The organism is Streptomyces sp. NPDC005492, from assembly GCF_040605995.1.
Classification (GTDB): domain Bacteria; phylum Actinomycetota; class Actinomycetes; order Streptomycetales; family Streptomycetaceae; genus Streptomyces.
Map to the genome: position 1 here is coordinate 21,607 of NZ_JBEXDX010000057.1, position 15,585 is coordinate 37,191.

Annotated in this window: 14 protein-coding genes; 7 read left to right on the top strand and 7 right to left on the bottom strand. The window is 71.1% G+C overall.

Going from position 1 to position 15,585, the window contains the following annotated elements; all coding sequences use genetic code 11:
- Positions 1-292: 292 nt before the first annotated feature.
- The 3 genes from ABZT04_RS40895 to ABZT04_RS40905 all read left to right on the top strand — a co-directional run bounded on the left by ABZT04_RS40895 (position 293) and on the right by ABZT04_RS40905 (position 3,823).
- Positions 293-1,936, top strand: coding sequence for a serine/threonine-protein kinase (locus ABZT04_RS40895; protein WP_356064344.1), 1,644 nt, complete (start codon positions 293-295; stop codon positions 1,934-1,936).
- Between the two features lie 97 nt (positions 1,937-2,033).
- Positions 2,034-3,065, top strand: coding sequence for a hypothetical protein (locus ABZT04_RS40900; protein WP_356064346.1), 1,032 nt, complete (start codon positions 2,034-2,036; stop codon positions 3,063-3,065).
- 110 nt (positions 3,066-3,175) lie between these two features.
- Positions 3,176-3,823, top strand: coding sequence for a DUF2238 domain-containing protein (locus ABZT04_RS40905; RefSeq protein ID WP_356064421.1), 648 nt, complete (start codon positions 3,176-3,178; stop codon positions 3,821-3,823).
- Here the strand turns inward: ABZT04_RS40905 and ABZT04_RS40910 are convergent.
- A complete protein-coding gene (locus ABZT04_RS40910; RefSeq protein ID WP_356064349.1) occupies positions 3,756-4,241 on the bottom strand; it encodes a DUF6328 family protein in 486 nt (161 codons plus the stop codon). The genes ABZT04_RS40905 and ABZT04_RS40910 overlap by 68 nt on opposite strands.
- Positions 4,242-4,286: 45 nt before the next feature.
- Positions 4,287-5,270: an aldo/keto reductase gene (locus ABZT04_RS40915; RefSeq protein ID WP_356064352.1), complete on the bottom strand. Its 984-nt coding sequence runs from the start codon at positions 5,268-5,270 to the stop codon at positions 4,287-4,289.
- Positions 5,271-5,406: 136 nt separating this feature from the next.
- Between ABZT04_RS40915 and ABZT04_RS40920 the strand changes: the two genes are divergently transcribed.
- Both ABZT04_RS40920 and ABZT04_RS40925 read left to right on the top strand, forming a co-directional pair.
- Positions 5,407-7,140: a cholesterol oxidase substrate-binding domain-containing protein gene (locus tag ABZT04_RS40920; RefSeq protein WP_356064355.1), complete on the top strand. Its 1,734-nt coding sequence runs from the start codon at positions 5,407-5,409 to the stop codon at positions 7,138-7,140.
- Positions 7,141-7,182: 42 nt separating this feature from the next.
- Positions 7,183-8,100, top strand: a complete 918-nt coding sequence (locus ABZT04_RS40925; RefSeq protein ID WP_356064357.1) for a squalene/phytoene synthase family protein — start codon at positions 7,183-7,185, stop codon at positions 8,098-8,100.
- Here ABZT04_RS40925 and ABZT04_RS40930 read toward each other — a convergent pair.
- The 4 genes from ABZT04_RS40930 to ABZT04_RS40945 all read right to left on the bottom strand — a co-directional run bounded on the left by ABZT04_RS40930 (position 8,097) and on the right by ABZT04_RS40945 (position 12,292).
- Complete coding sequence (locus tag ABZT04_RS40930) at positions 8,097-8,684, bottom strand: TetR family transcriptional regulator (protein ID WP_356064360.1); 588 nt, start codon at positions 8,682-8,684, stop codon at positions 8,097-8,099. The genes ABZT04_RS40925 and ABZT04_RS40930 overlap by 4 nt on opposite strands.
- On the bottom strand, positions 8,681-10,174 hold the full coding sequence (locus ABZT04_RS40935) for an MFS transporter (protein ID WP_356064363.1): 1,494 nt from the start codon (positions 10,172-10,174) through the stop codon (positions 8,681-8,683). The genes ABZT04_RS40930 and ABZT04_RS40935 overlap by 4 nt, the downstream gene beginning before the upstream one ends.
- 96 nt (positions 10,175-10,270) lie before the next feature.
- Positions 10,271-11,482: an FAD-dependent monooxygenase gene (locus ABZT04_RS40940; RefSeq protein WP_356064366.1), complete on the bottom strand. Its 1,212-nt coding sequence runs from the start codon at positions 11,480-11,482 to the stop codon at positions 10,271-10,273.
- A 120-nt stretch (positions 11,483-11,602) separates the two neighbouring features.
- Positions 11,603-12,292, bottom strand: a complete 690-nt coding sequence (locus tag ABZT04_RS40945; protein ID WP_356064369.1) for a ribonuclease H — start codon at positions 12,290-12,292, stop codon at positions 11,603-11,605.
- 100 nt (positions 12,293-12,392) lie between these two features.
- On the opposite strand from ABZT04_RS40945, the gene ABZT04_RS40950 reads away from it, so the two are divergent.
- A complete protein-coding gene (locus ABZT04_RS40950) occupies positions 12,393-13,622 on the top strand; it encodes a low temperature requirement protein A (protein ID WP_356064371.1) in 1,230 nt (409 codons plus the stop codon).
- On the opposite strand, the gene ABZT04_RS40955 is transcribed toward ABZT04_RS40950, so the two are convergent.
- On the bottom strand, positions 13,619-14,413 hold the full coding sequence (locus ABZT04_RS40955; protein ID WP_356064374.1) for a VOC family protein: 795 nt from the start codon (positions 14,411-14,413) through the stop codon (positions 13,619-13,621). The genes ABZT04_RS40950 and ABZT04_RS40955 overlap by 4 nt on opposite strands.
- A 121-nt stretch (positions 14,414-14,534) precedes the next feature.
- Here ABZT04_RS40955 and ABZT04_RS40960 point away from each other — a divergent pair, with 121 nt between their 5' ends.
- Positions 14,535-15,548 carry a zinc-binding alcohol dehydrogenase family protein gene (locus tag ABZT04_RS40960; RefSeq protein ID WP_356064423.1) on the top strand — a complete coding sequence of 338 codons (1,014 nt, stop codon included), beginning with the start codon at positions 14,535-14,537 and terminating at the stop codon, positions 15,546-15,548.
- The last annotated feature ends 37 nt before the right edge of the window (positions 15,549-15,585 follow it).

Genomic DNA, 15,585 nt, shown 5'->3' on the forward strand with positions numbered 1-15,585 from the left:
CGTTGTCGACAAACAGGGCTCGTATTCGCGGTCTTCACGCCGGCGTTTACCGCTGGTTACCACCAGGTCGGGGCAGGGTTAATTCGCTCCCCGGGCCTCGGAGGCGAATTCACCGGCGGCGCGACACGAGCGGCGACCTGGGACCTCCCTCGCGACTCCCTTTTTTCGCACACCTGCTCGCCGCGACTGAATAAAAGGCAAGAACCGCCGGGTAATTGGGTTTCCTTTGAACCACCCCATCACACCCTCCGTACCACTGGGAAAGGAATGAGAGCCAGGGGTTCAGCGAGGGATGGCCATGGTCGAGACACATGTCTCCGTACACGAGTTGGTCGCCGGCAGATACCGGCTCATGGAGGTCGCGCACCGGGAGACGAACCGTGTCTCCTGGTACGGCGAGGACACGGCCGCCGAACGCCCCTGCCTCCTCACGCAGGTGACGCTTCCCGCCGCCCTGGACGAGGAGAGCTCCCGGCGGACCACCGCCGCCATCCTGCGCACCTCCGAGATCATGGTCCTGCTCAGTCCCACCCGGGTCGCCCAGGTCGTCGACGCCATCGAGGAGGCCGGCACGCTGTGGACCGTCACCGACTGGATCGACGGCACGCCGCTCGGTGAACTCCTCGCCCAGCAGGGCACGTTCCACTATGTGCGGGCCGCCCGCATCGGACTCGAACTGCTCGACATCCTGGACGAGGCGCACAGCGAGGGCATCACGCACGGCGAACTCAGCCCCGGCCAGGTCTTCGTGCGGGACCGGGGCACGGTCGTCCTCACCGGCTTCGGCCTCGCCGGCGCCACCCTCGCCCCGCGCGTGACCGCACCGTCGTACGCCTCCCCCGAACAGGCCCGCGACGAGCGCATCGGACCGGCCGCCGACCTGTGGGCGCTGGGCGCGATCCTCTACACCCTGGTCGAGGGGCACCCGCCGTTCCGCGACCGGGGCCGCCCCGAGGCGACCCTGAAGGGAGTGGACCGGCTCCCGATGCGCGGCCCGTCACGGGCCGGGCCGCTGGCGCAGGTCGTGCAGGGGCTGCTGCGCAAGGACTCCCGGGAGCGGCCGACCCGCCAGGTGGTCCGCGAGGCCCTCACCCGCATCCTCGACGACGACCCGTACGCCGACCGGGAACCCGTCCAACTGCCCCGGCTGCGACGGGCCTACGACGCCTTTCGCGGGGCGGGGACCACCTGGAGCGGGCGTGGCATGGCCGCCGGGACCGCCCTCGCCGTGGGCACGGTCACGGTCGCCGTCCTCGCCGCCACCCACCAGTTGCCCGGCACCGAGTCCTCGGCGGCCACCACCCCCTCCCCGTTCCCGTCCGCCTCCGTCCCTGCCTCCGCCCCCGGCGAGAACACCGACGGGAACGCCTCCAGCCCATCCGTCACGCCGTCGCCCACGCCGCCCACCTCCCCCGCCGCGTCCGCTTCGCCCTCGGTCACCGCGTCCCCCTCCCCCACCGCCTCGGCGCTGCCGGCCGGCTTTCGGGTGTTCACGGCGCCGCAGGGCTTCTCCGTGGCGCTCCCCAAGGGCTGGAAGGCGCTGGAGACCCAGCGGGCGTCGGATGCCGCCTACCGCGTGACCTTCGGTGCCTCCGGTGATCCGCGGACGCTGGCCGTGACATACAGCACCCAGGCCGGTCCGGATCCGGTCGCGGTGTGGCGGGACGACGTGCTGCCGGGGTTGAAGCAGACCCAGGGCTTCCAGCAGATCGGCGACATCAGGGCCACCACGTTCCAGGGCGACAAGGCGGCCGACCTGGAGTGGCTCTCGGGAACCGGCGACGCCCGGCTTCACACCCTCGGGCGCGGTTTCCTGATCGGCGGCGGGCGCAGTTTCTCGCTACGGTGGACGACGCCCGCCGACGAGTGGAACGACGCGGCCAACCGCCAGGCCCTGCAGACCTTCTTCAAGACCTTCCGGCGGGAGTCGGACTGACGGCGACGCGAAGACTGGGCGCTCAAAGCAGCGGCAATGGGTGGATATAGGCTGCCTGTTCGCACCAAGCCTCATCACAAGCCCAGGAGAGTCCGCCTTGACCGTAGCGATCGACCAGGCCGAGACGTCCTTCACCGCCCTCGACGACGCCGGCCTCGTCGCCCGGGACGCGCACGAGTTCGGAGCCTACGCCCGCACCGGCGGCTGGGCCTTCGGCCTCAAGGTGGCGCGCAGCGTACGGCCCGGCGGGCAGAGCGCGGACGAGACGCCGAAGGTGTCCGCGAAGGAGTTCGCCGAACTCGCCGACTGCTCCCCCGAGCGCGTGATGCGCTACTACAAGGCCTGGGACCGGGCCGCCGACGACGGTCTCGTCCCGCACTTCGAGGAGCTGGCACCCGGCCAGGAGGTCGAACTCCCGGACGCCGACGTGTGGTTGAACTACTACGTCTCCCGGTCCAGCGCGACCTCCGAGCGCGGCACCGCCATCTCCGAGGCCGCCGAGGCCGAGGGCATCCGGCCCACCAAGGCGCTGGAGGTCGCGGAGAACCCGACCGCCCTGCGCGCCGCGATCCTCGCCGACCCGTCGACCGCGCGAGCGGCCCGGCAGGCGCTCCTGGACCGCGTCCGCGAGGACCCGGAACTCCAGTCGGAGCTGGCCCGGGACGTCGTGCGCACCGACGACCTGAAGAAGGCGGTGGCCACGGAGAGCCGGTCGGCGGACCGGATCGGCTACGTTCGCCAGATCGCCGAGTCGGGCCAGATCAAGACGCCCGCCGGCCAGACCGTGGACGCCCCCGTCGACCTGCGCCAGGAGGCCGAGCGGCACCTCTCGCTGCTGGACGAGCTGGAGGACGGCGAGGACACCGGCGAGTGGGCCACCGAGGCCTACGACACGATGAAGAACCTGGTCGTCGAGGCGGTGGAGGCCGACCCCGAACTCCGCGTCCAGGAGCGGCGGACGAAGTTCTACAGCAGTCTGCAGAAGGCCACGAAGGCGTTCGAGGAGCTGACCTTCGACGACGCCCAGGACTTCTACGAGGACGACATGGTGCAGCGGTTGGAGGAACTCCAGCAGGCCATCGGTAGCTGCCTCACCGCGCTGCGCGGTTCCACCACGCCGGCTGAGTAGCCGTACTCATGTAGCGGCCCGGACCTTCGGACACGATGGGGCTCCCCACGACAAGGGAGCCCATCGTGTCCGTCGTTCCTTCCGCACCGCGGCGCCGGCTGCCCGCCCTCATGGTGGCGCTGGTCGTCGCGGGCATGGCCGTCTCGGCGTGGCAACCGCACGATCGCACGACGTGGTTCCTGGAGACCGTGTGGGTCTTCGTCGGGCTGCCGGTGATCGTCCTGACCTGGCGCCGCTTCCCGCTCACCGACCTGCTGTGCTGTCTGCTCGCGGCGCACGCGCTGGTCCTCGCCGTGGGCGGCCACTACACATACGCGCAGGTGCCGGTGGGCGACTGGGTCCGGGACACGTTCGGCCTCAGCCGGAATCCCTACGACCGTTTCGGCCACCTGATGCAGGGCTTCGTACCGGCGGTCCTGGTACGGGAGGTTCTCACCCGCACCTCACCCCTGCGCGGCAGCCGCTGGCTGGCGCCGCTCACGGTGTGCGCGTGTCTGGCGTTCAGCGCCCTCTTCGAGCTGTTCGAATGGGCGGCGGCCGTGATCGGCGGGCACAGCGCGGACGCCTTCCTGGCCACCCAGGGCGATGTCTGGGACACCCAGTGGGACATGTTCTGCGCGCTGATCGGGGCCACGGTCTCGGTGCTGCTGCTCGGCCGGATCCACGACCGGCGGATGGCGCGGCTCGATGTCACCGGTGCCGCTCGTGCCGCCGCGCCCACAGCGGCACCACGAACCAGCACAGCCCGTACCAGGTAGCCACCCCGGCGACCAACCAGGGCACATAGGCGTCGTGGGTGGCGACCCGCAGGATCAGCAGCAGCGCGGCGACCATGGTGGCGAGCAGCAGGACGAGGCCGACGAGGGTCAGCCGGGACGCCCAGCGCACCGCCTGGGGTTTCACCTTCCGGCCGGAGACCAGGCGGTGCAGGGAGACCGGGCCGATCAGCGCTCCGGTGGCGGTGGCGCCGAGGACGACGGTCACGATGTAGAGAACCTGGTTCGCGTGCTCCAGCGACGCGTACTTCGGGGTGAAGACGACGGTCAGCAGGAAGCCGAACAGGATCTGTACGCCCGTCTGCGCGACCCGGACCTCCTGGATGAGCTCGCCCCACATCCGGTCCGCCCGCTCCTCCGCGGTCTCGTCGCGCCCCGTGCGCCGCTCTACCTGGGTCATGCGGCACGGGTATCCGCGCCGCCCGCCCTTCAAACGGAGCGGGTCCTACCAGCGGCTCTCCACCTGGTCCTTGATCCGGCGGTCGTAGAGGTCCCGGATCGCGGTGAGCGTGTGCTCGGACAGGGCGGGCAGCTTGGCGGCGGCCGCGTTGGCGCGGGCCTGTTCGGGTGAGCGGGCGCCGGGGATCACCGTGGTGACACCGGGCTGGTCGATGATCCAGCGCAGGGCGAGCTGGGCCGGGGTGTATCCCTCCGGGGCGAGGGCGGAGAACTCGGCGGCGGCCTCGACGCCCGTCGGGTAGTCGACGCCGGAGAAGGTCTCGCCCTGGTCGAAGGACTCGCCGTGCCGGTTGTAGGTGCGGTGGTCGTTGTCGGGGAACACCGTGTCCTTGGTGTACTTGCCCGACAGCAGGCCGGAGGCGAGGGGCACGCGCGCGATGATGCCGACGCCCGCCTGCTGGGCGGCCGGGAGCACCTGGAGCAGGGGCTTCATGCGGAAGGCGTTGAGGATGATCTGCACGCTGGTCACGTTCGGCCGGGCGATCGCGGTGAGGGCCTCCTCGCAGGTCTCGACGCTGACGCCGTACCGGGCGATGCGCTCCTCGGCGACCAGGGTGTCGAGGGCGTCGAACACCTCGTCAGAGGAGTACACCGGCGTCGGTGGGCAGTGCAGTTGCACCAGGTCGACGCGGTCGACGCCAAGGTTGCGGCGGGAGCGGTCGTTCCACGCACGGAAGTTGTCGAGGACGTAGTTCTCGGGGATCTGGTCGACGCGGCGGCCCATCTTGGTCGCGACCAGGACGTGCAGATCGGGTCGGCCGCTCAGGAACGCGGCGATGGTCTGCTCGCTGCGTCCGTCGCCGTACACGTCGGCCGTGTCGAAGAAGGTCACGCCCGACTCCGCGGCCGCCTCCAGCACCGCGAGGGCTTCCTTGTCGTCGACGTCTCCCCAGTCGGCGCCCAACTGCCAGGTGCCGAGACCGACCACCGATACCTGCTGCTGCGACCTGTCGATTACCCGTTCGTCCATGCCGTCAGTCTGTCATCCGCCACTGACATGCGCGGAACGTGATCCTCCGGGACGTCACCTGTGAACCTTTCACTCACACGAGTGAAAGAGGTCGGCAGATTGCCTACTCGTGTCAATCGGACCCTAGCGTGTGCGCGTGACCGATCATGTGCCGAACAACCTCCGGTCGGGAGACGGCAGTTCCTCTCCCTGGACCCGTCGCGGCTTCCTCCGCTCCGCCGCCGCCCTGGCCGCCGTGCCCGTCCTCCTGTCGGCCGATCCGGCGCTCGCCGCGGCCGAGTTGCCCGACTTCCCGGCCGAGGTCGGCCTCTACCGCTCCGCGTACCGCAACTGGGTCGGTGAGATCACCGCCGACGGACTGTGGGCGTGCGCGCCCACCGACGCCGACCAGGTGGTGTCCGTCGTCAACTGGGCCCGGCAGCACGGCTGGAGGGTGCGCGCCCGGGGCTCCTCGCACGGCTGGTCGCCACTGACGATCGAGTCCGGTACGGCGTCGGACGCGCCGGTGCTGCTGGTCGACACCGCCCCGCACCTCACCGCCGTGTCCCTGGACTCGGCCTCCGCCGTCCGGGCCGGCACCGGTGTCACCCTGGAAACGCTGCTCACCTACCTGGAGGAGCAGGGCCTCGGTCTCACCGCCGCGCCGGCGCCCGGCGATCTGACGCTCGGCGGCGCGCTGGCCATCGACGCGCACGGCACGGCCGTACCGGCGGACGGCGAGCAGCGGACGGCCGGGCACACCTTCGGGTCGCTCAGCAATCTGGTCCTGTCGCTGACGGCGGTGGTGTGGGACGCGGACACCGGCGCGTACGCCCTGCGGACCTACACCCGCGACGAGGCGGACTGTGCGGCACTCCTCACGCATCTGGGGCGTTCGCTGGTCACCGAGGTCGTGCTGCGCGTCGGGGCGAACGCGAACCTGCGCTGTGTGAGCCGTACGGACATCCCGGCCACCGAACTGTTCGCGGCGCCCGGGTCCGACGGGCGCACCTTCGCGAGCTTCCTGGACGAGTCGGGGCGGGCCGAGGCGATCTGGTTCGCGTTCACCGAGTACCCCTGGCTGAAGGCGTGGAGCGTGGCACCGACCCGGCCACTGACCTCGCGGCACGTCACGTCGCCGTACAACTATCCGTTCTCCGACAACGTGCCCAAGGTGGTCGCGGATCTTGTCGGGCGGATGCTGTCCGATGCCGCGTGGTATCTGGCGCCGGTGCTCGGCAACGCCCAACTCGAAGCGGCCGCCCTGGGGTTGACGACGACCCTGTCGGCGGACATCTGGGGACCGTCGAAGAACACGCTGCTCTACATCAAGCCCACGACACTGCGGGAGACCGCCAACGGCTACGCGGTGCTCACCACCAGGGCCCAAGTACAGCGTGTGGTCCACGAGTTCACCGAGTTCTACCGGGAGCGGCTGGCCGCGTACGCCGCGCTCGGCCGGTTCCCGGTCAACGGCACCGTCGAGATCCGGGTCACCGGCCTCGACCACCCCGCCGACACCGAACTCACCGGCGCCCGCGCCCCGTTGCTGTCCGCGCTGCGGCCCAGCGACGAGCACCCCGAGTGGGACACGGCGGTCTGGCTGGACGTCCTGACGCTGCCCGGCACACCGTACGCGGAGGAATTCCTGCGGGAGTTGGAGCAGTTCCTGTACCGCTCGTACGACGGCACGGACGCCCTCACCCGGGTCGAGTGGTCCAAGGGCTGGGCGTACACCGAGCAGGCCGCGTGGAGCGACACGGAGGTGCTGAACACGGCGATCCCGGCTTCGTTCGGGGAGTCGGTGTGGGGGCAGGCGGCGGGGACATTCGATCGGCTCGACCCGCACCGGGTGTTCGGGAACGCCTTCCTGGACCGGTTGTTCGGCTAGCGCTGACTAGGCTGTGTCCGGGATCTTGACACAGGGAGCGTTGTGACCGGTTGGCCGACCGCACTGACGAAGGCGGGCATCACCGACCCGCGCCTCAGGCGCGCCTACGACGCCCAGCGCGGGATCGTCCGTAGGTTCGCGCTGCACGAGTACGTGGCGGTGAGGTTGTTGCTGCCGGCGGAGCTGCATCCGGCGGTCGTCGCCGCGGTGGCCTATATGCACACGACCGACGAACTGATCGACACCGGTGACGTGGAGGCGCGTACGGCGGCCCTCGCCGCCTGGGACGCCGAGACCACGAACGCCCTGGAGAGCAGCGAACCACCCGACCGCGAGAGCCTGTTGGCGCTCTGGGACACCGCTCGCCGGCACCCCCGGATGGCGGCCCGGGTACGGGCCTTCCTCGACGGTGCTCCCGTCGAGGCGAGCTGGACCGGTTTCGAGACGGAGGCCGACTTCCAGGCGTACGTGGACAGTTACTCGCTGCCCGCCCTGATGCTGACCGCGTCGCTGCTCGCGCCGGCCGGCTCCCAGGAGGCGTATGTGACGGGGTGCCGAGCGCTGATCGACGGATGGCAGCGCTGCGATTTCCTCGCCGACCTCGCGGAGGATGCCGAGAGTGGCCGGATCGGCATCCCGGAGGATGAACTCACCCGGTACGGGCTGAAGTTCGAGGATCTGCGGAGCAGGTCGGCGGCGTGCGCGCTCGCGCTGGACCGGCTCGTCCGGGCGCAGGCCGATCTCGCCGAGGCCACGCTCGCGCAGTGCCGGGAGCTGCCCGCTCTTGTCGCGGCCGAACACCGGCCGTTCCTCGACGCCCTGATCGCGGTCCAGGACCTTCGGCTCCGCGCGGTGCGACGCGAAGGGGGCGGGCTGCTGCGTCGCGGTGCGAGTCCGGCCGTGCCCGCCACGCTGCGGGTCCTGGCCCGGCAGTACCGCATGGCACGCCGGTTCGCCTAGGGCGTCAACTGTGCCTGCACGGACGGGCCGTAGCGGTCCACGATGGTGTCGATCGAGGTCGCGCGCAGGCGGGTGCCGCGGGCGATGCCGTACATGACGCCGAGGCCGAGGATGGTCGCGACGGCGAGCTCGGCGCGCAGGGCGGCGTCGGGGCCGGGGATGCGGTCGGCGAGGCGGTCGACCACCTGGGCGCGGAAGTTGACCCGCAGGATGTCGCCGTGGTCGCCCTGCAGCGGCGCGAACGCGATGCGCAGCAGCGGGTCGGCGCCCCGCTCGCGCTGGCTGACCAGGACGTGCCGGACCATGTGGCGGCCGAGTCCGTCGAGCGGGGCGTCCAGCAGGGCGTCCGCGTCGGTCTCGAAGGACATCACGCGGGCGAAGAGGGCGTCCTTGTTGCCGAAGTACTTGAGGATCAACGGGGCGCTCACACCGGCGCGTTCGGCGACGGCCTTGAGGGTGATGTCGGCGTGCGCGTTCCGGGCGAGGAGGTAGCGGGCGGCCCTGAGGATGGCCGCCTTGGTCGCCTCGGCGTCGCGGCGTGCGGGCGGGGACGCGGTGGGTGGAGTGGTGCTCACGGCATTCATGCTCCCTCCAGCGCCTCGTCCCGGCTGCCACGGGCGCGGTCCCGGGCGGGTCGGGTGTCGTCGGAGGAGGGGTCGCCCGGGATGGTCAGCGCCGCCGCGCTCGCCACCAGGGCGATCACGGCGGCGATGCCGAAGGCCATCAGGTATCCGTGCAGCGTGGGCAGCGGGAGTCCGCCGACCAGGCTGGTGTGGTGCACCAGCACGGCGGCCACCACGGCGCTGGAGACGGCCTGGCCGATGGTGCGCATCAGGACGTTGACGCCGTTGGCGGACGCGGTCTGGCCCGCCGGGACGGCGCGCAGGATGAGGGTGGGCAGCGCCGAGTAGGCGAAGGTGGTGCCGGTGGCCACGACCGTCGCGCCCAGGATGATCGTCCACAGGTCGCGGCTGTCGATGATGCGCACCACATAGCCGAGCGCGATGATCGCGGTTCCGATGGCGAGCGTGACGCGCGGACCGCGGGCCGCCGAGATCCGGGCCGAGGTGGACGACAGCAGCAGCATGATGACGCCACCGGGCAGCAGGCACAGGCCGGTCTCGACGATCGACAGTCCGAGCCCGTACCCGGTGGCCTTGGGCGCCTGCACCAACTGGGCGGTGGACAGGGAGTTGGCGTAGAACGCGAAACCGGTCAGCAGGGCCGCGACATGGGACAGGCCCACCCGGGGTCGCGACACCAACCGGAGGTCCACCAGCGGGAGTTCGGTGCGCAACTGCTGCCACCACCACAGGCCGAGCACGGCGACGGTGGCGACGAACAGCCCGAGGATCCGCGGGCTTCCCCAGCCCCACTGACCGCCCTGCGACACCCCGAGGAGCAGACACACAAGTCCTACGGCGAGCCCGAGCGCGCCGAGGACGTCGAAGCGGCCCGGTTCACGGACGGGCGACTCGCGCACCGCCCACCAGATCGCCGCCACGCCCAGCGCGCCGAGGGCGCTGGTCGCCCAGAACATGACGTGCCAGTCGGCGTACTGGACGATCAGTGCCGCGAGCGGCAGTCCGAGCGCGGCGCCGATGCCGACGGTGGAACTCATCAGCGCCACCGCGCCGCCCCTGCGCTCGGGGGGCAGTTCGTCCCGCAGGATGCTGATCGACAGCGGAACGACGGCGGCGGCCGCGCCTTGCAGCGCACGGGCGAAGATCAGTACGCGGATGTCGGAGGACAGGGCGCACATCACCGAGCCGACGGTCATCAGGCTGAGTGCGCCCGTCAGCACCCGCTTCTTGCCGTACATGTCGCCGGCCCGGCCGAGCACGGGGGTGAGGACGGCGCCGGAGAGCAGGGTCGCCGTGACCATCCAGGAGACGGCGCCCGCGGAGGAGCCGGTCAGCCGGGGCAGGGACGGCAGCAGCGGGACGACCACGGTCTGCATGACCGCCATGAGGATCCCGCCGAACGCCAGCACCGGCACGGTGAGCCGGTCCCGCAAGGGGGGCCGCCCGGCGGTGGTGCCGGGCGGGTCGGGTATCGGGACGGGCTGGCCCATGGGCACTCCAGCGGACACGAAAAGAAGGTGAATGGCTATTCACCTTATCCGGTGAATAGCCATTCACCCAACCTCCTCGGACCGCCCGCGGGTGCCCTACTTGCGGGAGGCGAGCGCCCGCGCGTGCACGGTCCGCGCAAGCCGGGGGCCGAGCCAGCGCTTGAACCGGCGCAGCGGCTCCAGCCGTCCCGCCGCCTTGTCGAGGCCGTAGTACACCTGCGGCGGGACGTACGGCAGCAGGGGCGAGTGGCGCTGGCCGAGCAGGGCGAACATGCGGTGCGGGGGCAGGTGGATGTAGCGCTGGAGGTTCTCGTACCACTGGGCGCTGTAGCGGGCCGCGCTCTGGATGGACAACAGGGCGGACTTGCGCCGCTGTTCGTAGGCGGCGAGGGCCTTCGGCAGTTCGGTGTGCTCGCGCAGCGCGTCGGCGAGCGCGATGGCGTCCTCCAGGGCGAGGGTGGTGCCGGCGCCGATGGAGTAGTGGGTGGTGTGGGCGGCGTCGCCGAGCAGAACGAGGTTGTCGCGGTGCCAGGTGCGGTTGGTGAGGGTGCGGAAGTTCAGCCACTGGGCGCTGCCGTCGGACGAGGCCCGGCCGATCAGGGAGTGGCCGTCCAGGAGGTCGGCGAAGAGCTTCTCCAGCAGGGCGAGTCCGTCGGCCTCGCCCGCGGTGTCGAGGCCGAGGCCGGTCCAGGTCTCGGGTGCGCACTCGATGACACAGGTGCTGCCCTCGGGGCCGAACGCGTAGCCGTAGCACCAGATCCAGCCGTGGTCGGTCTCCACGAAGGCGAAGGTGAAGGAGCCGAAGACCTTGCTGGTGCCGAGCCAGATGTACTGGTTGCGGCCGGGCTTGAGGTCGGTGCCGAAGTGGTCGGCGTGGCGGGTGCGCAGCGCGCTGTTGACGCCGTCGGCGGCCACGATCAGATCCGCGTCGGGGAGGTCGTCGGCGGTGATGTCGTGGTCGAACTCCAGCCGTACGCCGAGGGATCGGGCCCGTTCGGCGAGGATCTTGAGGAGCCGGTGGCGGCCGATGCCGTGGCCCTCGTCACCGGGTTGAGTGGTTGTCAGGTCCCGGATGCGGGCGACGCCGTCACTCCAGCGCACCGAGTGCTCGTCGACGGCCTGCGCCGACTCGGGGTCACAGTCCCGGAGTTGGTCGAGCAGTCCGCGCCAGTACGTCACGCCCCAGCCGTAGGTCGAGCCCTCGGGGTTGCGCTCGTAGACGGTGATGTCGTGGGACGGGTCCTGCCGCTTCAACAGGATCGAGAGATACAGGCCGGCGGGCCCGCCTCCGACACAGGCGACCTTCACGCGCACACCCCTGGAATTTACTCAAAGTGGTCAAGTGGATCCGCAGAGTAGCAGCTTGGGGGCATGCGAAACGTCCTGGACGTGAACAAGTGGACAAGTGGACCGATTCGGCCTCAGACCTCAAGCCTCAGCCGTACGGCACTCCGGATGACCCCAGCCCTGGGCGTTCTTGCTGATGGGCTCGCCGGCCGCGTAGGCGCGGCCGCACAGGCAGCGGCCGGGGAACTTCGCCTTGATGGTGCGGGAGGCCGAACCAGTGCTCTTGCGGGGGGACTTGGCGGGGCGGGCGGGCTTCTTCGGGGTGTCGGGCGACGGGGGCGGTTCCGGGGAGCCGAGGTCGCTGCCCGCGGGTTCCTGGACGATCGCGGCCTGGCTGGCGGCGCGGTCGGCGAAGTCGTTCAGGGGGTCGCCGTCGACCTGGTGGGCGGGGACGTAACGGAACTCGACCAAGCGGCCGTCGAGGAGTTCATCGATGCGGACGACCAGCTCCTGGTTGGCGACCGGCTTGCCGCCGGAGGTCTTCCAGCCGTTGCGCTTCCAGCCGGGCAGCCAGGTGGTGACCGCCTTCATGGCGTACTGCGAGTCCATCCGGATCTCCAGCGGTACGTCCGGTGCGGTCGCCGTCAACAGGCGCTCCAGCGCGGTGAGTTCGGCGACGTTGTTGGTGGCCTTGCCGAGCGGCCCCGCCTCCCAGCGGGCCGGGCTCTCCCTGTCGTCCGACACGACCCAGGCCCAGGCCGCCGGCCCGGGGTTTCCCTTCGAAGCCCCGTCGCACGCGGCCACCACTCGTTCACGCATACGCCCGATCATGCCATGACCGCGCGAGGGCTTCCGCGTCCCCCCGAAGCAATGCGGCCCCGCTGCGAGCCGTAATCGAAGATCCCGTCCGGTGGCGCTCTACGCTGCGCGCATGACCTCGCGACACGAGCAGTGGGCCCGGCTCCGGCGTCAGTTGTGGCGTCCTCCGCGTCCGCACGGTGATCAGCCGCGCGAGCGGGTGGTCGGACCCCTCGAACTCTTCTACGACCTGGTCGTGGTCGTGCTGGTCGCCCAGGCCGCCCACCACTTGGCCGGCGATCTCGACCCGCACGGTCTCGGGCTGTTCGCCGCGGTGTTCGCGCTGGTGTGGATCGCCTGGCTGAACGGCAGCCTGCACCACGAACTGCACGGGCGCGAGGACGCCCGCGGCCGGAGCACGTTCCTGCTCCAGATCCTGGTGCTCGTCCCGCTGGGCGCGTTCATCCCCGAGGCGGGCGGGGCGCGCGGTACCGCGTTCGCCGTGGACGCGGGGGTGCTGTTCGGGGTCCTGGCACTGCTGTGGCTGCTGGTCTCGCGGGGTGACAGTCCCGAATTCCGGCGCCCCAGCGCGCTGTTCGTGACGGGTACCACGCTCTGCGCGGTCGTCCTGGTGGCGAGCGCCGCGCTGCCGGCGGACGCCCGCGTGCTGACGTGGGGTGTGCTGGCCGCCGGCTATCTGGTGGGGTTCGTGTTCGTGCTCGGCAGGGCCGTTCCGGGACAGGTGGTCGGGCACAGTGTGACCGACGCGCTCGCCGAACGGTTCGGGCTGTTCATCATCATCGTGCTGGGCGAGAACGTGACGGGGGTGGTCGACGGCCTGGCCCACGAGCCGACCGACGCGCTCACCCTCGCGGTCGGTCTGGTCGCCGTCGTCGTCGGATTCGGCGCCTGGTGGACCTACTTCGACTTCGCCGGGCACCGGTTGCCGAGGCCCACGCGCGCGGGCGCCCTCCAGTGGATGACGATCCACCTGCCGCTCACGGCCGCGGTGGCCGCCATGGGCGCCGCGATGGTCGGCCTCGTCGAGCACGCCCACGACGGCCGCACCCCCGCCGCCACGGCCTGGGTGCTCGGCGGGGGCGCTGCCGTCGTCCTCTGCGCGACGATGGTGCTCGCGGCGTCCCTGCGCGCCTGGGACGAGGACCCCGGGCTCTACCGGCCGCTGGCCCGCATCTGCGCCACGATGGCCTTCCTGTGCGTGGGCGTGGGCGCGCTGCGCCCGGCCCCAATCGTTCTCGGTCTGCTTCTCGTGCTCCTCCTCAGCGTCCCTTGGGGGTTCGCCGTGGTGCACCGGGTGTCGAGCGGGGAGGAACGGCCCGTGATGAACGAACTGCCCGGCTAGACGTCCGTCATGCCCGGCATCTCGCCCTGAGTGGTCGACATGTCGATCACCGAGAACGAGGCGCCCTGCGGATCGCTCAGCGCCGCGAACCGTCCGAAGGGGCTGTCCACAGGCCCGAAGCGGAGGACGCCGCCGAGCTTGGTGGCCTTGGCGACGGCGTCGTCGCAGTTGTCCACGCCGAAGTAGACGTTGACGTACGAGGGCACCTCGGGCGGGAACTCGTCGCCCATCTTCATCCGGCCCAGGACCGGGTTCTCGCCGACGTTGTAGACGCGGAAGTCGACGTTGTCGTCCACGACCTGCTTCGCCGAGTAGGGGAAGACCGCGGGGAAGAACCCGTCCGCCTTCCCGGGCTCCCGGGTGAAGACCTCCGCCCACGCGTAGGCGCCGGGCACGCCCGCGGCCTCGAAGCCCTCGTGGGTGCCGCCCTGCCATACGCCGAAGACGGCGCCGCTGGGCTCACGGGCCAGGCACATCGTGCCGAAGTCACCGACCCGCATCGGCTCCATCAGTACCTCGCCGCCGTTCTCCCGGATCCTCGCGGCGGTGGCCGTCGCGTCCGGTGACGCGAGATAGAGGCACCACTGCGACTGCCCCTCCTGGCCCGACATCGGCGGTACGACGGCCGCCACGGCCTTTCCGTCGACGTAGGCCTGGGTGTAGTTGCCGTACTCCGACGACGCCTCGCCGAAGGTCCAGCCGAGGACGTCGCCGTAGAAACTCTTGGCTCCCTCGACGTCGCCGAACATCGCGTCGGCCCAACAGGGGGTTCCCTCAGGTTGTACGGCCATGGCTGTGGCCCTCTCCGATAGGTCGGGTTGTCCGAATTCTCACGCTAGTCACCCGGGGAGCGGGGCGCGCGCCGAACGCCGGAGTCCGTTCCACACTGGACGCATGGCGGATGCGACGACGATGCGCGCATGGGCGGTGGGCGAGCGTCCGGGGCCGGTCGAGCACGGCTCCCTGCGGTTCGTGGAGAAGCCTGTTCCGGTGCCCGCGCGGGACGAACTGCTCGTGCGGGTGCGCGCCTGCGGGGTGTGCCGTACCGATCTGCATGTCAGCGAGGGTGATCTGCCGGTGCACCGCCCGGGGGTGACTCCCGGGCACGAGGTCGTCGGGGAGGTGGCGGACCTCGGGACGGCGGTCACCGGGTGGGCGGTCGGTGATCGGGTGGGGGTGGCGTGGCTGCGCCGTACCGACGGCGACTGCGGGTACTGCTCGCGCGGGGCCGAGAATCTGTGCCCGCGCTCCGAGTACACCGGCTGGGACGCCGACGGCGGATACACGGAGTACACGACCGTACCGGCCGCGTACGCCCACCATCTGCCCGCCGGCCTCGACGACGTGGCCCTCGCACCGCTGCTGTGCGCCGGGATCATCGGTTTCCGCGCGCTGCGCCGCGCCTCGCTCCCGCCGGGCGGACGGCTCGGTCTCTACGGCTTCGGCGGCAGCGCCCATCTGTGCGCGCAGGTGGCGCTCGCCGAGGGAGCGAGGGTGCATGTGCTGACTCGGGGCCGCGCGGCGCGGCGACTCGCCCTCGACCTGGGGGCCGCCTCGGCACGCGACGTGGACGAGGCGCCACCGGAGCCGCTGGACAGCGCGATCCTGTTCGCGCCGGTCGGCGACCTCGTGCCGGTGGCGCTGCGGGCCCTCGACCGGGGCGGCGTCCTCGCGGTCGCGGGCATCCACCTCAGCGACATTCCGCCGCTGCGCTACGAGCGCGAGCTGTTCTACGAGCGGGAGTTGCGCAGCGTCACCTCCAACACCCGTGCGGACGCGAGGGAGTTCCTCGATCTGGCCGCCCGGTACGACGTGCGCGCGACCACCCACACCTATCCGCTCTCCGAGGCCGCGCGGGCGCTCACAGACCTGAAGGCCGGCCTCTTCGACGGGGCCGCGGTGCTCGTGAACGACCTCAACCGGTAGGCGCGCAAGGGGTTTCGCGCGGGCACGGCGTTTGCGC